This is a genomic window from Vibrio sp. D420a (assembly GCF_030248625.1).
Taxonomy (GTDB): Bacteria; Pseudomonadota; Gammaproteobacteria; order Enterobacterales; family Vibrionaceae; genus Vibrio; species Vibrio fortis_A.
Map to the genome: position 1 here is coordinate 250591 of NZ_JAHGAN010000003.1, position 20128 is coordinate 270718.

Here is a 20128-nt window from a genome sequence, read left to right on the forward strand (position 1 = left end):
ATGAAAAAGATTGCCATTATTGGCTCCGGTATCTCCGGACTCACTTGCGCACACGTATTAGATAAACACCACGACATCACGATTTTTGAGAAAAATGATTATGTCGGTGGGCACACAGCCACTGTCGATATTGAACACCAAGGCAAGGCATTTTCTATCGACACAGGTTTCATTGTGTTCAACGATCGTACCTACCCTAACTTCAACAAGCTACTCGAACAGCTTGGCGTAGATCGCCAAGAAACAGAAATGAGCTTCAGTGTTCACAACACTGGCACTCAGTTTGAGTACAACGGTCACAGCATCAATTCACTGTTCGCTCAGCGCAGCAATATTTTAAAGCCGCAGTTTTGGACCCTGATCCTTGAGATCATCAAATTCAACAAACTGTGCAAGGAACGCTTTCAAAACCATCAGTTTACCGAAGATGAAACGCTAGGCGATTTCCTGAATCACTACCGCTTTTCAGACTTTTTCAGCCAACACTACATACTTCCTATGGGTGCGGCTATTTGGTCCACCAGCCTAGAAGAGATGGAACAGTTCGAACTTAAGTTCTTTATCCAATTCTTTTTCAACCACGGGTTACTCGATATCACCAACAGGCCGCAGTGGTATGTGATTCCAAAAGGTTCACGCTCCTACGTCGATGTTATTCTATCTCGCCTATCTAAACCCGTTCAGCTCAACAGCCACATCAAGCAGGTGACCCGCTATGAAAGTGAAGTCGCTATCGAATTTGAATCTGGTGAAATACAGATTTTTGATGAAGTGATCTTCGCTTGTCACTCTGACCAAGCTCTGGCGCTACTCGGTGACGCGACTGAACAAGAGAAAGCGGTGTTGGGTGAAATTCCATACAGCCGTAATGAAGTGGTGCTTCACACCGATACTAAGTTACTACCTGATCGCAAGCTAGCGTGGGCGAGCTGGAACTACATGTTAGATGGCAACAGCAAGCGACCAGCCTGTGTCACCTACAACATGAACATTTTGCAAGGGATTGAAGACGATACCACCTTCTGTGTCACCCTCAACCAGAGCGAGGCTATTAACCCAGATAAGATCATTCGTCAGTTTGTCTACCATCACCCAGTGCTTAACTCCAATACCGTTCAAGCGCAGCAGCAGCGTGAAACCATGTGTGGGCACAATCGCACTCATTTTGCGGGTGCTTACTGGTATAACGGCTTCCATGAAGATGGTGTGCGCAGTGCACTCGACGTGACCAAACGCTTTGGACTAGAACTATGAGCACGGTAACTCGCCACTTCGATGAAAACACCGAACGCAGTGGCATCTACTGGGGCAACGTAAGGCACCGCCGTTTCGGTGCCATTACCCACGAGTTTAGCTATCAGCTGTATATGATGGGACTTGATTTGGATGAGATCGAGCAGACAACAGCGCGTAGCTTGGTCTTCGGTACCCGTTGGTTCAACCCCATTCGCTTTGTTGAGACAGATTATGTTCCGGAGAAGACATTCAACGGAGATGAGTCTTTAGGCAATCATGAGTCGCAAATCAATGATAAAACGTCAAATAGCTATAAAACACAAAACAGCATTGAACCAAAAACTCTAAAGCAGCGTATAGCTCTCAAAGTGAAATCACTGAGCGGTCAATGGAGCGAATCCAACCGTGTCACCATGCTCGCACAGTGCCGTTGTTTCGGGATTTATTTTAGCCCAATCAACTGCTTCTTTTGCTTTGACGAAAATTTGGAGTGCCGTTACATGCTGGCTGAGGTAAGCAACACCCCTTGGCGTGAACGACACTATTATTTGATAGACATGCAGCAAGAGTTGAAGGCGAAGAAAGACTTCCACGTGTCACCATTTATGGATTTAGACATGACTTACCATTGGAAGATCAAGCCTCCATCACGCCGCACTTTAGTCCATATTGAAAATCATAGGGACGAGCAATATCCCGGAGACAAGAAGGTATTTGACGCCACATTGGCACTCGAAAAACAACCGATGACTGCCAGTGATATACGACAAACACTGATTCGAACTCCGGCCATGACCACTAAGGTTGTGCTAGGCATTTATTACCAGGCTTTGAAACTGTTCATCAAAAAGGTGCCCTTTATCTCGCACCCAGATTCAGTTTCCAAGCCACCACAATACAAGAATTAACTAAGACGAGAATTTTCTCAGCGAGGTCTACATGGAACAGCTTGCCAAACAAAATCACAACATCAAGCAGCAGCCTCAAACCGCAGTGCTGAACAAAAACTGTAAGTATCGAAGCCTTGTTTTCACTATTCTGGAACGCTTACAGGGAGCCCAGCTCGAAGTCATCGAAGGGGATGAGCATTCAATATTTGGTGACCGAGAAGCCAACCTTCACGCCGAGATTGTCATTCACGATTCTAGTTTCTTTAAAGACGTTGTCCTTAACGGCAGTATTGGCGCTTCAGAGGCGTACATTGACGGCAAGTGGACAAGTCCACATCTAACTCGTGTCATTCAAATCATGGCTCGCAACCAGCAGCAACTCGACGAGCTAGATGACAAGACACAGTGGCTGTCCAAGATTAAAAACTTATTCTTGAGAAAGCAGAACGCCAATACAGAGCAAGGCTCGAAGCGTAACATCCTGGCCCATTACGATATTGGTAACGAGCTTTACGAACGCTTCCTAGACCCATCAATGCAATACTCTTCAGCCATTTACAGTGAACAAGCTACCCAGCTCGCAGACGCTCAGCAAAATAAGATGCGTACCATTTGTGAACGCTTAGAGTTAACAGAAGAAGACAGCGTGGTTGAGATAGGCACTGGATGGGGTGGACTGGCGATATTTATGGCGCAAAACTACGGCTGCCACGTTACAACCACGACTATCTCTGATGCTCAGCACGAACTTGCCAAGCAGCGCATTGAAGCACTCGGACTAAGCGACAAGATCACTCTGCTTAAAGAGGACTATCGCAACCTATCAGGCCAATACGACAAGCTAGTCTCTATTGAGATGATTGAAGCGGTTGGTCATGAATTTCTACAAACCTTCTTTACTACCTGCTCTCAGCTGCTCAAGCCAACAGGCAAGATGTTGATACAAGCGATCACCATCGCAGATGGGCGTTATGAGAAATACCGTAAAGGGGTCGATTTCATTCAGAAATATATCTTCCCAGGCGGCTGCCTACCCTCTGTTGCTGTCATGACAGGTCACCTTGCACAGAGCACTGATCTTGTCGTCCAAGAAATTGACGACATCGGCTTGCACTACGCGCGCACGCTAAACGATTGGAATGTCGCGTTTGAGCAGAGCTGGGATGAACTGCAAAGCCTAGGGTATTCAGAAGAATTCAAGCGACTGTGGACCTTCTATTTCTGCTACTGCGAAGGCGCCTTCCTTGAACGCGTGATAAGCACTCATCACATTGTGGCGCGTAAGCCTCGCTACTATGGAGCAAAAGATGAAACGGTTCTGGATTATTAACCTTGTTCTGTTTCAAGCCACTTGGGTAAGCAGTGCTTTCTTTACCGAGCAAGCCGTCTTTATAGCGCCACTATTGGTGGCGCTGCACTTTCTTCTTTCACCCACTCGTCGTGACGACCTCAGAGTCTTACTCTTGTTGCCAATCGGCCTACTCCTCGATAGCTTAATGATTGGTCTTGGCGCCTTCTCAGCACACCCAAACATTGCCAACCAAACTTGGTTCCCGGTGTGGCTCGCCTGCTTGTGGGTGATGTTCTTAATCAGTTTTAACCATAGCCTCAATTGGCTAATGAAATGTCCAAAAGTGATCCTCATTCTCCTCGGTTTCGTAGGAGGTACTAGTAGCTACTGGGGCGGCATCAAGGCAGGTGCGCTTCAGTCCACATGGCCAGATGTGTGGGTGTTATCCACGCTTGCGGTCAGTTGGGGTTTGGTAATCCCTTTATTAGTGGTCGGCTACTCGTATCTAAACAAGCCCAATATGGCGGAGACAACGAGGTGACTTATGGCTTATTCAACACAGGGTCGTGCTAAAGTTCAGCGCCACCCTCTATCGCAATGGAAGCGTTACTTACTGTCAGCGCTTGCAACCCTGTTTGCGTGCAGTGCACTTATCTTCCACAACGCCGCTAACGCCTCTCCCGTTGGTGATTTGAATAAGCAGGGCGAAGGAGAGATGACATATCTCTTTTGGACCCTCTACAACGCCGAGCTATACACCACACCTACTCGCTCTGAGCAAGCACTGAAAATCGAATACTACCGCGACATTGATAGCAAAGACTTGGTAGATGCAACGCAAGATCAGTGGGAAAAACTGGGCTACGCAGACAGTAAGATCAAGAGCTGGATCGCTCCACTCTACGAAATGTGGCCGAACGTAAAACAGGGCAGCACTCTGACCATTCGCGTTTCAGAAAACCAGCAGAGCCAATTCTATTTCGACGAACAACCAATCGGCACCATTACCGATACCCAATTTGGACAAGCCTTTCTCTCTATCTGGCTGTCAGAAAACACGTCGGAACCGAAACTCCGCCAACAGTTGTTAGGTCTCAACAAATAAAACAGGACACAATGAATGAAAACAGGATGGCTACTTTTACTTTGCTCTCTTCTAATTGGGTGTGGCTCCGCCAACTTATCCGAACATACGGGCACCACACCTGAACTCAAGCTCGAACAGTTCTTTGATGGCGACCTCATCGCTTACGGCATGGTGCTCGATCGCTCTGGTAATCTACTGCGACGTTTTGAAGCGGATTTAGTGGCAGAGTGGCAAGGCGAACAGGGTGAAATCAAAGAGTGGTTTCGCTTCGCTGATGGTGAACGTTCCACTCGGATCTGGCAACTGGTTAAAACTGGCGACAACACCTACACAGGCTCGGCTGGCGACGTAATAGGCGAAGCGTATGGTGAAACTCAAGGCTCTGCCCTTTACTGGAAATACACGCTAGAAATCGAAGTCGACGGTTCAATGTATGAAGTGACGCTGGACGACTGGATGTTTTTGATGGACGACAAGCGCCTGTTCAACAAAACCGAAATGTCCAAGTTCGGGTTCAAGGTCGGCGAAGTCATACTGTTTATCGAAAAACGCTAGCCGTCAATAGCAACAGATTACACAAGCCTCGACTCACTCTTTGAGTCGAGGCTTTCTGTTTCCATCATCTCAAATCAACCTTCACAGCGCTGATTGAACTTACCTATCACTAGATTTACCTTTCAATAGCTTTTGCCTTTCATACTTGATAGCTATCTCCTATTAGAACAATAGAAACGTCCGAATTTACCCTCTGAGCCTGTCGAGGCAATATATCTCCATCGACGCAAGGCAGCGTCAAAACAACAAATTAAAGAGAGTAAAATCATGATCAACACAGAAATCAAACCATTCAACGCAACGGCATTCAAAAACGGCGAATTCGTAGAAATCTCAGAGCAAGACGTGAAAGGTAAGTGGGCAGTATTCTTCTTCTACCCAGCAGATTTTACTTTCGTATGTCCTACTGAACTTGTAGACCTACAAGAGAAATACGCAGAGCTTCAGTCTCGTGGCGTGGAAGTTTACTCAGTATCAACTGACACACACTTCTCTCACAAAGCATGGCACGATACTTCTGACAAAATCGGTACTATCGAGTACTTCATGGTAGGCGACCAAACAGGCACTATCACAAACAACTTCAACGTAATGCGTGAAGGTCAAGGCCTTGCAGACCGCGCTACATTCCTAATCGACCCACAAGGTGTTATCCAAGCAATGGAAATCACTGCTGAAGGCATCGGTCGTGACGCTGAAGACCTACTACGCAAAGTTAAAGCGGCTCAGTACGTAGCAAACAACCCAGGTGAAGTTTGCCCAGCTAAATGGAAAGAAGGCGAAGAGACACTAGCACCATCTCTAGACCTAGTAGGTAAGATCTAAACATCTACTAACCCGTTCTACAGGCGTGCCTTAGCCTGCCTCCTAAAGGGCTTTGGCGCGCCGCTTTAATACTCAAAACCACATCCATGCGATGTGGTTTTTTGTTTTTATTCAGACAGTTAAAACGGAATTTACCTGTGCGATAAGTTTTGCCGATTATTGATAGGTTTTACCTACCAAACTAATAGAAACGTCCGAATTTACCAATTGTGATGGCCAAGGCAATATAACTCCATCAGCGCAAAACAGCGCCCCCGAACAGAAAAAAAAGTAGGCATATCATGTTAGACCAAGCAATGAAGCAGCAACTGCAAACATACTTAGAATTCCTAAAAAATGACGTTAAGCTCGTTCTTAGCCTGGATGAAAGCGAAACAGCAAGCAAACTAGAGAAGCTGGCGAACGACATCTCAGAACTCTCTGACAAAGTTGTAGTTATCCGTGACGATAGCGCAAGTGACCGCAAACCAATCATGCAAGTGTTGAACACAGAGAAAGGCACAAGCATCGGTTTCGCTGGCCTACCTATGGGGCATGAGTTCACTTCATTGGTATTGGCACTGTTACACAGTGGCGGTCACCCAATCAAGCTTGAAGACGACGTGATTGAGCAGATAAAAAACCTAGGCGAGCCACTGAATGTTGAAATCTTCATTTCGCTTTCTTGCCAAAACTGTCCTGAGGTTGTGCAAGCGTTCAACATGATGTCAGCAATCAACCCGCTAATCAAAACAACCATGATTGACGGCGCAGCCTTCCAAGACGAAGTGAAATCACGCGACATCATGGCGGTACCAAGCGTATTCATCAACGGTGAACTATTTGGCCAAGGCCGTATGTCTCTGGCAGAGATCCTAAACAAAGTAGATTCTGGCGCAGCTGAGAAAAAAGCGGCGAGCCTAAGTAAGCAAGCACCATTTGACGTTCTTGTTGTTGGCGGTGGCCCTGCAGGTTCTTCTGCAGCAATCTACGCAGCACGTAAAGGCATTCGCACAGGTGTGGTTGCAGACCGCTTTGGTGGCCAAGTAATGGACACAATGGCGATTGAGAACTTCATCTCAGTGAAAGCGACCACAGGTCCTAAGCTAGTAGCTAGCCTTGAAGAGCATGTAAAAGAGTATGGCGTAGAGGTGATGACCGAGCAACGCGCTGCTAACATCATCGACGCGGAAGACACAGAAGACGGTTACATCCACGTTGAGCTAGAGAGCGGAGCAACACTGCGAGCTCGCACGGTTATCACAAGTACAGGTGCACGCTGGCGTGAAATGAACGTACCGGGTGAGCAAGAGTACCGCAACAAAGGCGTGGCATACTGCCCACACTGTGACGGTCCACTGTTCAAAGGCAAGAAAACAGCTGTAATCGGTGGTGGTAACTCAGGTATTGAAGCTGCAATCGACCTAGCGGGTATTGTTGAACATGTAACGGTTCTTGAATTTGCAGACACACTACGTGCAGACCAAGTACTTATCGACAAAGCGAACGCAACGCCAAACATCGATATCATAAAGATGGCACAAACAACACAAGTGCTTGGCGATGGCAACCGAGTAACAGGTCTTGAGTACAAAGATCGCAACACTGATGAGATCAAGCGCATCGACCTAGCGGGTATCTTTGTTCAAATCGGTCTGATGCCGAACAGCGAATGGTTGAAAGGCACTAAGGTTGAACTATCACCACGTGGTGAAATCGAGATTGACGCACACGGCGCAACTTCTATGAAGGGTGTATTTGCAGCAGGTGACGTAACAACCGTACCTTACAAGCAGATCATCATCGCGATGGGTGAAGGTGCAAAAGCGAGCCTAGGTGCATTTGACCACCTAATTCGCAACCCAGCGCCAGTCGCTAAAAAAGTGGCAGAAGTAGCGTAATCAAATAACGCTGCAAGCCTAACAAAAGAGAAAGCCACCACTGAAGTCAGTAGTGGCTTTTTTTATGATTAATAAAATAGGTTTATAACACTTCTCTTTAATCCTGATAAGACTGGGAAGCCAAACGAATAAAGGCGTTGGTTTCACCGTATTTCTTATACTCGCCCACTCGCTGCACCACTTCAAAGAACAAGCCATTCACTTCCTTGGTGTAGAAGTGGAAAAACGCACCCGTATCATCTTCGGTGTAAAGAATGTTGTTTTGCTGTAGCTGTTCAATCGACTCATCTTCCAAATCAAACTGTGCCTGAATATCTAGGTAGTAGTTATTCGGTATCTTCAATTGGTAGATAGGCGATAGGTTTGCCGCTGCTTTGAAGATGTCTCGACACTCAATGGCAATCTGATTGATGCTCGCACCGTTAGAGTCGTTCAAGAATCGCTGAGCCGAAGTGCGCTTCGCGCTGGTGCTGTTGAGTGCGATCTTAATATTCTCGTTCGGGCTCTTAATCGTGCGGCTAGTAATCAAGCCATTGATATCTGGAAGATCGAAGCTCTCTTCAGGAACAAAGCCAAAGATCGACTTATAGAAGAACATGTTCGACAGCAAAGTCTCTGGTGACACTACCTGACCAATGTGGTCAACGCGAATCAAGTTATCGTTCACTGCTGGTTGCTGCTCTACCGGCTTGAAATCGACGTCGTAGAACTTGTCTGCTTGGTTCTCATCCAAAAGATGAATCATCAGGTTGCTAGAACTCTTCAGCGTTGGAATATCCAGCTCATTTTCTTGGCGAGCTTGGAAAATCGCTGGGCTGTTATAGCGTTTTGCCAGTTCAACCAAACGATCTGAATCTTTGGTTAATACACCTAGCGCACACACAGATTCACCATGACCTTCTAAGTAAGCCTGAGCGTTGCTGTTTTTCTCGTAGTTAAAGACGAAGTTAATATCACCTACTTGGTATAGATCGACATTCTTACTCTTATGGCTGTGTGTTTTGCTAAAGCCCAATGACTCAATCACATCGGTAAATGGGTTGTCTTCACGCTCTTTTACCGCAAATTCAATGAAGCTCAAATCAGACACGCTTGGCATCTCAAACAGGTTGTTGGTCTGATCTTCGAGCCATTTCAATGAACGTACGCCATCCACCGCTTTCTCTTTTGGAGAAGAGGCGCGGAACTCATCGTTAAATACTTCATGAGAGAGGTAATCATCGTAACCTTTATCTTTGAGTGTTTTCACAAAGTCGATCACTGGGAAATCACCTTGCCCCGGGAAGCATCGATAGTGACGGCTGTATTGCAAAATATCCATCTGCATTTTCGGCGCATCAGCGACCTGCACCAAAGCAATCTTTTCCACTGGAATATCTTCACGCAGCGTATCTAGCGTATTGCCACGAGCAAACATGTGGAAGGTGTCCAATACCACACCAAGATTCGGATGGTCGACCATCTTCACCAAGTTCCAAGCGTCATCGTAGTCGGCAATGTGACGCCCCCATGCCAGCGCTTCATAACCTAGCTCCATATCTTCACGCTTGGCCAGTTCTGCTAGGGCGTGCAGATCTTCAGCACAACGGTCGAGATTATTAGTCGAGAGTGGATTGACATTACTGCACATCATTAGGCGTTTTGTGCCGAGTTGATGTGCCAGATCCATCTTGCGCTCCATCATCTTGTATTTCTTTTCGCGCAAGCCATTTGGCATCCCTTCCATGTCTCGGAAAGGTTGTAGAACCAAGATCTCAAGCCCCATGCTGTCAGCAATACGTTTAACGTCGGCTGCAGAACCACGGTACTGAGTTAAATCATTTTCAAAAATTTCGATGGCATGAAAACCGGCTTTAGCCGCTGCATGCATCTTCTGTTCAAGAGTGCCAGATAGACAAACGGTCGCGATTGAATACTTCATTCTAAACTCCCTTAATTAACCAGCGCAGTAACATCTTGAACCGGAACGTATTGCTCCGTTTCTGTCGCTTTAATGATGGCGTCGATCACCAATAGATTTTGCAGGCCATCGTAAATGCTCACTTTTGGCGTTTGCTCTTCACCACGAATTAGAGCGCAGAAGTGCTCAAGTTGACGCTTAAGTGGATCTTCACGCGTTACTGGCTCTTGGCGCTCTTCCATCGCATTCCACCAAGAAGGCGTCACCCCCTCTTTAAACGACTTAATCTGCATTGTGGGGATCGATAGCGAACCGTTGGTACCTGCCACGTGGTAACAATCTTCAGTTTCATAAGTCGCGTAGGTCTTGTTTTCTTGCGAGGTTTGTTCCCAGCTGCGCGGGCTTGCCGAGGCATCAGACAACATGAATGAACCCAGCGTGCCATTGGAAAATCGCAGTGAGATTGCAGTTGTGTCTTCCACTTCAAACTCGCGGGTCGCGCTTGAATTCAGAGCTTGGACACCAACAATGTCACCAACCAAATGACGCAGATTGCCAATCTCATGAATCATGTTGATTAGGATCGGGCCGCCACCTTTAACTTTGCGCCACTCGCCTTCGTTGTAGTAGTAATCAGGTTTGTAGAACATCGCGCTGCCCATGATAGATACCGTCTTGCCCAGTTCGCCGCTGTCGATGATCGACTTAGCTGTCTCTAGCAGTGGGCTGTAAGCACGGTGGTGACCAACCAGCATTTTTGCTTCTTCACGATTTGCGTGTTTAAGAAGCTCAATGGCATCTTCGATCGAGTCGGTAACAGGCTTCTCGACAATGGCAGGCACGCCAGCGTTGATACACTCGTGCGCTTGAATAGCATGCAGACGATTTGGTGTCGCCAAGATCACACCGTCCGGCTTATCTTGTGCAAACAGCTCTTCTAGGCTGGCGTAGACCTTAACGCCATACTCTTCCGCAACCTCTTTAGCACCCGGAGAAGGATCAACAATCGACGCCAACTGACATTGCGCGTTTTCAGAAACCAGTTTGATGTGTGTTTTCCCGATCAGACCTGCCCCAGCGACAGCAATTTTAACTTGTTCCATGTTATGACCTTATTTTTCATTCACGCTCTACAGGCGTCTATTTTTATGATGATGTTGTGATAGCAATTACGACGGACAGCGAGAGTCCAGAGGCCACCGTCGTTATAATTAGAGTGTTTAAACAGAAGCGTTGTTGTTGATAGAGCCCACCTAAAATCGGGTAGATGGACAACATAGGAGACGCAGCAAAAATCAATAAGACATACTTGAGGTCTCCCTCTACGGGTAGCGTCATCAGCAGTGCCACGACGATCAATGGAAAGAACACCAGCTTCATCGACGTCACAAAAGCGATTCGTCTGAACTGCTCAAATTTCAGTGATTGACCGAGCGCTCCCCCAATCGCAAATAGGGCGAGAGCAACCGATGTTTTCGCAAAAATGGATACCCCATCAGCCACGAATTCTGGCAAGCGAATCCCCGTTATATTCACAACTAAGGCAAAGCTGATCGCTAAGATAATCGGGTTGCGACTAATACGACCCGCGACAACCTTTAGTTGCTCACCGATGCTTGACGAACGACCTTGGGCAAACTCCAGTGAAATCAAACTTAATGGGATAAACACCAGATTCTCAATCAGTACACACATTAAAAATGCTTCAATGAACTGACCGTCGTACAGCGATAGCACCACTGGAAAGCCAACGAACGCGCTGTTTGGCATGCCGCTGCCCAGACCATTGATGAAGCTTTCCGTCCAAGTGGACTTGAGCAGGCCTTTGCTCACCAATATCGCCACGGTCATCGCACTCAAGCCCGCAATGGCGTACACCAACATGAAGTTGACGTGGATGACTTGCCCTAATTCAATGCTACTCAAGCTGCTGATGATCACTGCTGGCAGCGATACATACAGCACGAACTTGCTCACCTCAGCGACGAATTGTTGGCTAAAAAAGCCTTTTTTGGTCGAGAGGAACCCTACTGCCACGATAAAAATCAGTGGCAGCAACACTTCAAATACAAACATTGTTTTTCTCTAGTAGCCGAATAACTTCGGTAGGAAGAGCACGCTTTGTGGTACGAAAGTAATGAAGAACAGCACCACGACTTCCAGTAGGAATAGAGGAATAACTTGCTTAGATATCGCAGCAATCCCGACCTTGGAAATGGTATTGGAGACAAACAGACAGATACCCATTGGTGGTGTAATCAAACCAATCATTAGGTTGAAAATAACCACAATGCCAAAGTGAACAGGGTCGATACCAAAGCTCATCGCAATCGGATGGAAGATTGGAATCAGAATCAGCATGGCTGCAATGCCTTCAAGGAACAGGCCGACCGCCAGTAGGATTAGGTTCACCATGATTAGGAACATAATCGGATCTGAGATAGTACTAAGCACTTGTTGACTAATGTATTGAGGAACACGTGAGAACGTCAGCAGCCAGTTTGCTACAGAGACAACAGCAATCAGAATCAATACGATAGAAGAGTCGCGCATTGAACGCATGAACACTTCAGGTAAATCGCTGAGTTTAATTGATTTGTACATGAACATGCCTACCGACAGTGCATAAAATGCAGCAAAGGCAGCCGCTTCCGTCGGTGTCACGATACCCATTAGAATCGAGCCAAGGATAAAGATTGGCATCGTTAGCGGTACAAAGGCTTTAACCAAAGCTTTGCGACGGCTTGTTCGCACACCGGTATTCACAATCTTATGCTTGGTCGCATAAAAGAAAACAAACACTGACAGGGCAATCGCCGACAAAACACCCGGAACAATACCTGCTAAGAACAGCGCAGGAACCGAGACACCACTGGCGATAAGCGCGTAGATGATCACCGGAATACTCGGTGGGATCATAGGACCAATCACCGAAGAGGCTGCGGTCAGTGCCGATGAAAACTCTTTGCTGTAGCCCTCTTTTTCCATCTGTGGGATAAACACTCGGCCCAGTGCAGAAGTATCTGCTACCGCTGAACCTGAGATCCCGGCAAACATCACCGAAGACCAGATGTTTACTTGTGCTAAGCCACCACGGAAGTGTCCAACCAAGGCGTTAGCAAAATCGATAATACGATTCGTAATTCCACTCTTGTTCATCAGCTCACCAGCCAGAACAAACAGTGGAACAGCCAGAATAGAGTATGAGTCTAATCCGCTAAAAATTCGTTGTGCAACAAGGCTGATTGAGATTGGAGTGCTCGTTACGTAGAACGACATAGCCAAAATAATGGCAAACACTAGCGGAACACCAAATACGAGCATACCGCCCATTAAAGCTATTGATGGCATAGTAGATCCTTATACATCGCCTTGAGTGAGAGAAGAGACTGGCGCATTGGCGCGTCGAGATAGCGTGACGTGTTGTGCGAGACGTAATAGAGCGGCTACAAACAGACAGATACCACCAACAACTAACGCAGACTGGAAGTAAGCCATATTCAAACCAATACCTGGTGATTCGATACCACCGCGTTTCATGACGAATAAGTAACCTGAGTAAGTCATGATGCCCGCCGATACTAGCACTGCGATATCAACCACAATCGCCAATACCTTTTGGAAAATGGCCGACTTGACTGAATCTAGAACCGCAAATTTAATGTGCAGCCCTTCTAGGTAACAGAGAGAGGTACCAAACATCACACCGTAGATCATTGAGTACTTACACAGCTCTTCACCCCATAGAATTGAGGTATTGAAAAAATAGCGCGAGATGGTCGTGACCAGCATAACTGCAAACAGTACAAACAGAGACGAACCTGCGCAGAATGCCAATAGTTTTTTATATTGTTCCATCATAGTTCCCTATCTCCTTGGGAAAGCGCAGCATTGAGACCATCAATGCTGCGAACATCAGAGTTACTTCGTTGCAGTCTCAACCGCTTGAAGTGCGCCATCGATCCATTTCGAATCTACGGTACCTTCAAGCCATTTGATTACCGCAGGCTGAGTTTTGTCGCGGAATTGCTTCTGCTGCTCTGCTGTCAATGACGTGATCTTCATGCCTTTCTTACCTAGCGTTTCTAGACCTTCTGCAGAGTTAACCTGCTGAACAGCTCGGCCAACTGTACCTGCAACTTGCGCTGCACGGTCGATGATCGCGCGGTCTGCATCAGATAAACCTTGGTAAAAGTCATCATTCATTAATAAGAAATCGGTGCCATAAACGTGGCCATCCAGTGTGATGTACTCTTGCAGCTCGTAGAACTTATTCGCGCTAATAACGCTCACTGGGTTTTCTTGACCATCAATAACACCGGTTGTTAAAGCAGCTGGTACTTCCGGGAATGCAATAGGCGTTGGCTCAGCGCCTAAAGATTTCAGCAACTCAACATAAAGCGGGGTTGTCATTACACGAATTTTCAGACCTTTCAGGTCATCAGGAGATTTGATTTCACGTTTCGAGTTAGTGAAGTGGCGGAAGCCTGTCTCACCGTAAGCCAGGTTACGCAGACCTGTCTGTTTTAAACATTGCTCATTAAGTTGTTGGCCAAACTCGCCATCCAACACTTCCCAAGCAACAGGTGCTGAAGGGAAAAGGTAAGGAATTTCAAGAACATTGGCTTCTTTACACAATTTAGAGTAAGCGCCAGACACCATCGTCATGGTCAGCATTCCCTCTTGCGTTGACTGAAGCAGTTCTGTTTCACCACCAAGTTGACCTGATGGGTAGATGTTAACCGCGATACGACCACCAGATTCCGCTTCTACGATATTTTTGAATACCTGTGTCGCGGCCCCTTTCTTAGAGATCGTCCAATCCTGAGAGTCGACATGACCTATTGTGATATCGATATCCGCAGCTGATGTGTTTGCAGCAAACGCCAGTGATACAGCCAGTGATAGTGTCTTTATAGTTTTCATTCTATGGAACCTCCTGTTTCATTGCCGATAAAACTAACACTAGGAATTAACAAAACAAAATTCACTTACTGAAAGCATTATTCAAAAATTAGATAACCCTCGTTATCAAAAGGTCGAAAGCAACAAGAAATAAACGCATAAAATCAGAAACTTAAATCAAAAATATAAACATAATCACCATCAATAAATGGTTAAATCTTATATTTTACAAATTGGTTAATTTTGGAGAATTAAGTCACACTTTGGAAACAATATATCGTTCGCCACTTCATAGAGCGTTTGAATTCCGTTACTAATATGTCCATTGATAAGGGCGTCAGCTATTTCGAGCCAGATCATAAATAGAGTTATAGCTCCAAAACATCAAACTGTGATTTATTTCATATTTCGTACTGTAACTGGTAGTCAGTGGTAAGGAAACCGTATGTTTAATATCCCCAATTTGCGCCACCTTAGGGCGATCTCAGAAGTCGTTCACACCGGAAGTATCAGCAAAGCATCTGACACGGTTTTCCTCTCTCAACCCGCAATTACACAAGCCATCTCTAAACTTGAAAAGAGTATGAATAGTGAGCTGTTTGAACGTACCAGTGATGGTATGACGCCAACAAAACAGGGCGAAGCTTTCGCTTTTCGAATTGACCGTGCGCTGGAAAACATCAGTCAAGGCATCTCAAATGCGCTCAAGATTGCCACAAAGCAACGTAAAAATAGTGTGCAGCGTTATCTGTTTAATATCACCACCACTCAACTAAAAGCACTCGTTGCCGTCGCTAACGGACAAAGCTTTACCGAGGCGAGCCGATTACTTGAAGTGTCTCAATCATCAGTCTATCGAGCATCAAAAGATCTTGAAGAAATACTCGGGTTTACTCTGTTTGAAAAGACCAGTACTGGCATTGCCCTCTCGAAGGCAGGAGCGGCGTTAGACAAGGCAAGTAAGCTTGCTTTTGTTGAAATAAAACAAGGACTTGATGAAGTTAACCTACTAAGTAACCGACACGGTTCAGTGATCACAGTAGGCTGTTTACCTCTCGCGAGAACCTGCTTGCTTCCAAGTACCATTAATGAATTTTCCAAGGCTTATCCTGACTGCCAAATACACGTGATTGATGGCCCATATAAAGACCTGCTCAACCATCTAAAATATGGTGAGATCGATATTCTAATTGGCGCTCTGCGCTTTCCCGTTCCTAGTACCGATATTCGCCAAGAAACGCTATTTGAATCGAAGAACACTATTTTATCGCGAGCTGATCATCCTTTAGCGACTAAAGAGAAAGTCAGTATCAAAGAACTTCAAGAATCGAGCTGGGTTGTCTCCTCCAGTGCAACACCCGCCCGCAAGATGTTCGAAGATATGTTTACCAAGGCCTCCCTTGAAGTACCGAGTCGTTTGATTGAGGCAAGCTCTCAGATGCTAGTCAAAGAGCTATTACTGGGCAGTGATCGATTAACCCTTCTTTCTCAACATCAAATCAGACGCGATCTCGATGAGGGGCATTTAGTTGCTCTTCCCTATGAAGGCGAAGAACAATCCAGACCCATTGGTTTAACGGTACGTAAAAACTGGTTTGCCACTTCTGTACAAACTCACTTTTTAAAATTATTGCGAACAAATGGGGTAAAAATGTCTCTTTAATAACCCTGTTTTTTTCAAAATTGAATACCCTTTGAATTAATTTGATTATCCGCACCCAATACCAAATGATAGTGTTTGACCATAGCCAAAGATAATTAACGAACAAAAAGGTGGTTATGGTGAAAGTCAGTAGGATTGCGTTTATTGGTTTTGGTGAAGCAGCCAAAACCTTTATTTCAAGCTGGAACAATAAAGCGCCAGAAATAATTAACGCCTTTGATATAAAGACAAACAATGTATTTACCCGAGAAAATAAACTCCTCGAATATATTGACCAAGGTGTACAAGGGACATTTCGCCCTGAAGAAGCCATTCACGGTGCGCAACTTATTTTTTCCTTAGTCACAGCTGACCAAGCTGAACAAGCACTGCAGCAGATCGTAGGCTCTCTGACGGAAAAACAAATTGTACTCGACTGCAACTCTTGTTCACCACAAGCCAAACAAAGACTGGCAAAACTGGTTAAAGCGCAAGGCGCTGAGTACATCGACATTGCCATCATGGCGCCAGTATTGACATCACAGCCTAATATTCCGCTCTACCTATCCGGACAAAAAGCCGACAAGGTCGCGGAATACCTTGGTCTGCTGGGTTTCGATATTGAGGTTATCTCGGAAAACGTAGGTGATGCATCAAGCATAAAAATGATGCGCTCAGTCATGGTCAAAGGCTTAGAGGCGCTAACCACAGAGTGCGTTCTGGCAGCTCGTAAATCAGGTGTTGAACATCACGTACTCAAGTCATTAAGTCACACCTACCCAGGGTTAGAGCTGAGTCACCTAAGTCGTTACCACATGGAACGCATGCTCAACCACGGTCAGAGACGCCACGCAGAATTAAAAGAGGTCGCTACGACATTAAACGAGTTAGGCATGAGTCACTCGATGGTCGAGGGTGCAATGAACTGGCATCAATCGCTCGGTGAACTCAACATCGAAGCGTCAGAGCAACCTCTCGCTCAACTGTCAGACCAGATCATAGAACAACTGCAGGTCGCGGATACTGAATCGACCGCAACGAAATTACAAAATATCCAATAGTTTAATCGCTTGAATACAAAAGGAATGATTATGAAAGTGTGTGTAGTAGGCGCTACGGGTGCATTCGGCCAAAAACATTTAGAAGCACTGCGTAATATCGACGATGTTACTGTTACAGCTATGGTTGCCCCTGAAGCGGACAAGCTTGATCAACTCATCACAGATTACAATCAAACTGCTCAAGGCTTCTCTTCACTGGAAGAAGCACTGAAATCTGACAACGTCGATGCTGTGATTCTAGCAACACCAACTCAAATGCATGCTGAGCAAGCTATCGCATGTATGGAAGCTGGCAAGCATGTTCTGGTTGAAATCCCAATGGCAGACAACATTGAAGACAGCTACAAAGTGGTTGAGACTCAGAAGAAAACTGGTGTTGTCGCTATGGCTGGTCACACTCGTCGATTTAATCCAAGCCACCAGTGGATCCACAACAAGATTGTAGCTGGCGAGCTAAACATTCAACAAATGGATGTTCAAACCTACTTCTTCCGTCGCACCAACACTAATGCCAAAGGTGAACCGCGCACTTGGACTGATCACCTACTATGGCATCACGCTTGTCACACTGTTGACCTTTTCCAATATCAAACCGGTGAGAAGGCATCAAAGATTCAAGCACTGCAAGGCCCGATTCACCCAGAGCTCAATATCGCAATGGATATGAGTATTGGTATGAAGACGCCATCTGGCGCGCTTTGTACGCTATCACTTTCTTTCAATAACGATGGTCCATTTGGCACTTTCTTCCGCTACATCTGTGACGAAGGCACTTACATCGCTCGCTACGACGATCTATTCGATGGCAAAGAGACACCGATTTCACTCGAAGGTGTTGCGGTTTCTAACAACGGTATCGAGCTTATTGATCGTGAGTTTTTCGATGCAATCCGCACAGGTCGTGAGCCGAATTCAAGTGTTGCGAGCTGCCTGCCTGCAATGGAAACACTGCACGAACTTGAACAGCTATTAGAGCAAGAGTAAGGAATACGGCGATGATTAGAATAGGTGAGCACTCACTTGCACCAATCGCACTGGGTTGTATGAATGTCTCTCACGCTTATGGCACACCACCAGGCGAAGATCACAGCATCAAACTGCTCAATAAAGCGTTAGACCTTGGCTATAACATGTTAGACACTGCTGCGCTTTATGGCTTTGGCAACAACGAAAAATTGTTGGCAAAAGCAGTCGGTCATCGCCGTGATGAATTCTTCCTTGCTAGTAAATGTGGCATGTTCAAAGGCCCTGACGGTAAGCGCGCTATCGACGGTCGTCCAGAGACAATTCGCCAAACTTGTGAAGACGCACTGCAGCGTTTAAACACCGATGTCATCGACCTCTACTATCTGCATCGCTGGGATAAAACGGTTCCAATTGAAGAGAGTGTCGGCGAGCTTTCTCGACTAGTCGAAGAAGGCAAAATCAAGCACATTGGTTTGTCTGAAGTATCGGCAAAAACCCTAGAGAAAGCGTATCAAGTGCACCCTATTGCAGCGGTTCAATCGGAGTATTCGCTCTGGTCACGCAACGCTGAAATTGCTGTGATCGATAAGTGTAGCGAACTGGGTAGCACCTTTGTTTCATTCAGCCCGGTTGGACGCGGCATTCTCAGTGGTGAGTTACAAAGCAATCAATTTGTCGATGGTGATATTCGTAATGCGATGCCAAGGTTTAGCAATGAGAACTTCGAGTCAAACGTAACGGCAGTCAATAAGTTTGCTTCTCTACTACCAATTTTTGCTGAAGAGAATACCACTCTGCCAACACCCACTCTAGCTCAGTTCGCACTGGCTTGGACACTTGCCAAAGCGCCCCACTCTATCGCTTTGCCAGGGACAACCAGCTTGCAACACCTAGAAGATAACTGGAATGCACAACTCTACTCCATCTCTAAGCCGTTGTTGGAACTGATTGATCGAACTGTACCGCAATCATCTTTCATTGGTGGCCGCTACAACGGGCCAACACAAGTAGAAATCGATACCGAAGAGTTTTAACTTCAAACCAAACATAAAAACAAGCTCACAGAAAAGAGCGCAAAGTAAGTAAAGGATTAATAACATGACAACAAAGAAAACAGCTTTAGTAATCAGTGCCCACTCAGCAGATTTTGTATGGCGTTGTGGCGGTGCCATCGCACTTCACCAAAAACTCGGTTACGAAGTGACTATCGCTTGTCTTTCATACGGTGAACGTGGTGAGTCAGCAAAGCTTTGGAAGCAAGAAGGCATGACGCTTGAAGATGTAAAACGCATCCGTCACGAAGAAGCGACAGCCGCAGCCGCAGCACTTGGAGTGAGTGATATTCGTTTCTTTGACTTCGGTGATTACCCGCTAGAAATCGACAAAGAAGGTAAGTACCAGATCGTCGACCTGATCCGTGAGATTCAACCAGAGTTCATCATGACGCACTCTAAATGGGACCCGTACAATACAGACCACATGTACGCAACTGAGATCACTCTGCAATGCCGCATGATCGCACAAGCTTGGGGTCATAACCCAGGTGAGAAAGTACTAGGCGCACCTCAGGTTTACCTATTCGAACCGCACCAAAGTGAGCAAATGGAATGGAAACCAAATACCTTCCTAGACATCTCTGAAGTATGGGAAAGCAAAAAAGCCGCGATTGAGTGCATGCAAGGTCAAGAACACCTATGGACCTTCTACGAGAACCTGGCGGAAAACCGTGGAAACCACTTTAGACGTAACTCAGGTGGCCAAGCAGGCGGCAGAAGCTGTCAACACGCTGAAGGCTTCCAAGCAATCTTCCCGCAGTGTGTTGATTCGTTGTAATTAACCATTAGCACACCGAACGTTGCTTAAAAAGAAAGGTTCATTGCGGCTTTCCGG

At 46.1% G+C, this 20128-nt stretch carries 19 protein-coding genes; 13 read left to right on the forward strand and 6 right to left on the reverse strand.

The genetic code is table 11. The features are described 5' to 3' along the window. The 8 genes from KI743_RS04920 (at position 1) to ahpF (ending at position 7764) form a co-directional block, all read left to right on the forward strand. Positions 1-1254 carry an NAD(P)/FAD-dependent oxidoreductase gene (locus KI743_RS04920; protein ID WP_285465396.1) on the forward strand — a complete coding sequence of 418 codons (1254 nt, stop codon included), beginning with the start codon at positions 1-3 and terminating at the stop codon, positions 1252-1254. Further along, positions 1251-2144, forward strand: a complete 894-nt coding sequence (locus KI743_RS04925; RefSeq protein WP_285465397.1) for a DUF1365 domain-containing protein — start codon at positions 1251-1253, stop codon at positions 2142-2144. The genes KI743_RS04920 and KI743_RS04925 overlap by 4 nt, the downstream gene beginning before the upstream one ends. 31 nt (positions 2145-2175) lie before the next feature. Next, a complete protein-coding gene (locus tag KI743_RS04930) occupies positions 2176-3456 on the forward strand; it encodes a cyclopropane-fatty-acyl-phospholipid synthase family protein (protein ID WP_150868312.1) in 1281 nt (426 codons plus the stop codon). Next, positions 3434-3958: a DUF2878 domain-containing protein gene (locus tag KI743_RS04935; protein WP_172974285.1), complete on the forward strand. Its 525-nt coding sequence runs from the start codon at positions 3434-3436 to the stop codon at positions 3956-3958. The genes KI743_RS04930 and KI743_RS04935 overlap by 23 nt, the downstream gene beginning before the upstream one ends. Positions 3959-3961: 3 nt before the next feature. After that, on the forward strand, positions 3962-4522 hold the full coding sequence (locus tag KI743_RS04940) for a chalcone isomerase family protein (protein ID WP_285465398.1): 561 nt from the start codon (positions 3962-3964) through the stop codon (positions 4520-4522). Positions 4523-4537: 15 nt separating this feature from the next. Beyond that, entirely contained in the window at positions 4538-5059 is a 522-nt protein-coding gene (locus tag KI743_RS04945; protein WP_285465399.1) for a DUF3833 domain-containing protein, read from the forward strand. A 267-nt stretch (positions 5060-5326) separates the two neighbouring features. Next, positions 5327-5884: an alkyl hydroperoxide reductase subunit C gene (gene ahpC, locus KI743_RS04950; RefSeq protein WP_285465400.1), complete on the forward strand. Its 558-nt coding sequence runs from the start codon at positions 5327-5329 to the stop codon at positions 5882-5884. Positions 5885-6165: 281 nt separating this feature from the next. Next, positions 6166-7764 carry an alkyl hydroperoxide reductase subunit F gene (gene ahpF, locus KI743_RS04955; RefSeq protein WP_285465401.1) on the forward strand — a complete coding sequence of 533 codons (1599 nt, stop codon included), beginning with the start codon at positions 6166-6168 and terminating at the stop codon, positions 7762-7764. 97 nt (positions 7765-7861) lie between these two features. Here the strand turns inward: ahpF and KI743_RS04960 are convergent, their stop codons facing one another. The 6 genes from KI743_RS04960 to KI743_RS04985 all read right to left on the reverse strand — a co-directional run bounded on the left by KI743_RS04960 (position 7862) and on the right by KI743_RS04985 (position 14590). Beyond that, complete coding sequence (locus KI743_RS04960) at positions 7862-9685, reverse strand: bifunctional sugar phosphate isomerase/epimerase/4-hydroxyphenylpyruvate dioxygenase family protein (RefSeq protein ID WP_285465402.1); 1824 nt, start codon at positions 9683-9685, stop codon at positions 7862-7864. 11 nt (positions 9686-9696) lie between these two features. Continuing rightward, positions 9697-10767, reverse strand: coding sequence for a Gfo/Idh/MocA family protein (locus KI743_RS04965; protein WP_285465404.1), 1071 nt, complete (start codon positions 10765-10767; stop codon positions 9697-9699). Positions 10768-10810: 43 nt separating this feature from the next. Beyond that, positions 10811-11740 carry an AEC family transporter gene (locus KI743_RS04970; RefSeq protein WP_285465405.1) on the reverse strand — a complete coding sequence of 310 codons (930 nt, stop codon included), beginning with the start codon at positions 11738-11740 and terminating at the stop codon, positions 10811-10813. 9 nt (positions 11741-11749) lie between these two features. Continuing rightward, positions 11750-13015, reverse strand: a complete 1266-nt coding sequence (locus KI743_RS04975; RefSeq protein ID WP_150896982.1) for a TRAP transporter large permease — start codon at positions 13013-13015, stop codon at positions 11750-11752. 9 nt (positions 13016-13024) lie between these two features. Next, on the reverse strand, positions 13025-13522 hold the full coding sequence (locus KI743_RS04980) for a TRAP transporter small permease (RefSeq protein ID WP_225310850.1): 498 nt from the start codon (positions 13520-13522) through the stop codon (positions 13025-13027). Between the two features lie 63 nt (positions 13523-13585). Further along, positions 13586-14590: a DctP family TRAP transporter solute-binding subunit gene (locus KI743_RS04985; RefSeq protein ID WP_032553664.1), complete on the reverse strand. Its 1005-nt coding sequence runs from the start codon at positions 14588-14590 to the stop codon at positions 13586-13588. Between the two features lie 424 nt (positions 14591-15014). On the opposite strand from KI743_RS04985, the gene KI743_RS04990 reads away from it, so the two are divergent. The 5 genes from KI743_RS04990 to KI743_RS05010 all read left to right on the forward strand — a co-directional run bounded on the left by KI743_RS04990 (position 15015) and on the right by KI743_RS05010 (position 20071). Then, positions 15015-16232, forward strand: a complete 1218-nt coding sequence (locus tag KI743_RS04990) for a LysR family transcriptional regulator (protein WP_150868301.1) — start codon at positions 15015-15017, stop codon at positions 16230-16232. Between the two features lie 119 nt (positions 16233-16351). Continuing rightward, a complete protein-coding gene (locus KI743_RS04995; RefSeq protein ID WP_285465406.1) occupies positions 16352-17272 on the forward strand; it encodes a DUF1932 domain-containing protein in 921 nt (306 codons plus the stop codon). 30 nt (positions 17273-17302) lie between these two features. After that, positions 17303-18256 (forward strand): Gfo/Idh/MocA family oxidoreductase, encoded by a 954-nt coding sequence (locus tag KI743_RS05000; RefSeq protein ID WP_285465408.1) that lies wholly within the window; start codon positions 17303-17305, stop codon positions 18254-18256. Between the two features lie 11 nt (positions 18257-18267). Continuing rightward, entirely contained in the window at positions 18268-19272 is a 1005-nt protein-coding gene (locus KI743_RS05005) for an aldo/keto reductase (protein ID WP_285465409.1), read from the forward strand. Between the two features lie 64 nt (positions 19273-19336). Then, the gene (locus tag KI743_RS05010) at positions 19337-20071 is read left to right on the forward strand and encodes a PIG-L deacetylase family protein (RefSeq protein WP_032553670.1); all 735 of its coding nucleotides are present in this window, start codon (positions 19337-19339) and stop codon (positions 20069-20071) included. Positions 20072-20128: the final 57 nt, after the last annotated feature.

Coding starts and splice junctions, on each gene's coding strand:
- KI743_RS04920 (WP_285465396.1), top strand. CDS start 1: ATGAAAAAGATTGCCATTATTGGCTCCGGTATCTCCGGACTCACTTGC.
- KI743_RS04925 (WP_285465397.1), top strand. CDS start 1,251: ATGAGCACGGTAACTCGCCACTTCGATGAAAACACCGAACGCAGTGGC.
- KI743_RS04930 (WP_150868312.1), top strand. CDS start 2,176: ATGGAACAGCTTGCCAAACAAAATCACAACATCAAGCAGCAGCCTCAA.
- KI743_RS04935 (WP_172974285.1), top strand. CDS start 3,434: ATGAAACGGTTCTGGATTATTAACCTTGTTCTGTTTCAAGCCACTTGG.
- KI743_RS04940 (WP_285465398.1), top strand. CDS start 3,962: ATGGCTTATTCAACACAGGGTCGTGCTAAAGTTCAGCGCCACCCTCTA.
- KI743_RS04945 (WP_285465399.1), top strand. CDS start 4,538: ATGAAAACAGGATGGCTACTTTTACTTTGCTCTCTTCTAATTGGGTGT.
- ahpC (WP_285465400.1), top strand. CDS start 5,327: ATGATCAACACAGAAATCAAACCATTCAACGCAACGGCATTCAAAAAC.
- ahpF (WP_285465401.1), top strand. CDS start 6,166: ATGTTAGACCAAGCAATGAAGCAGCAACTGCAAACATACTTAGAATTC.
- KI743_RS04960 (WP_285465402.1), bottom strand. CDS start 9,685: ATGAAGTATTCAATCGCGACCGTTTGTCTATCTGGCACTCTTGAACAG.
- KI743_RS04965 (WP_285465404.1), bottom strand. CDS start 10,767: ATGGAACAAGTTAAAATTGCTGTCGCTGGGGCAGGTCTGATCGGGAAA.
- KI743_RS04970 (WP_285465405.1), bottom strand. CDS start 11,740: ATGTTTGTATTTGAAGTGTTGCTGCCACTGATTTTTATCGTGGCAGTA.
- KI743_RS04975 (WP_150896982.1), bottom strand. CDS start 13,015: ATGCCATCAATAGCTTTAATGGGCGGTATGCTCGTATTTGGTGTTCCG.
- KI743_RS04980 (WP_225310850.1), bottom strand. CDS start 13,522: ATGGAACAATATAAAAAACTATTGGCATTCTGCGCAGGTTCGTCTCTG.
- KI743_RS04985 (WP_032553664.1), bottom strand. CDS start 14,590: ATGAAAACTATAAAGACACTATCACTGGCTGTATCACTGGCGTTTGCT.
- KI743_RS04990 (WP_150868301.1), top strand. CDS start 15,015: ATGTTTAATATCCCCAATTTGCGCCACCTTAGGGCGATCTCAGAAGTC.
- KI743_RS05000 (WP_285465408.1), top strand. CDS start 17,303: ATGAAAGTGTGTGTAGTAGGCGCTACGGGTGCATTCGGCCAAAAACAT.
- KI743_RS05005 (WP_285465409.1), top strand. CDS start 18,268: ATGATTAGAATAGGTGAGCACTCACTTGCACCAATCGCACTGGGTTGT.
- KI743_RS05010 (WP_032553670.1), top strand. CDS start 19,337: ATGACAACAAAGAAAACAGCTTTAGTAATCAGTGCCCACTCAGCAGAT.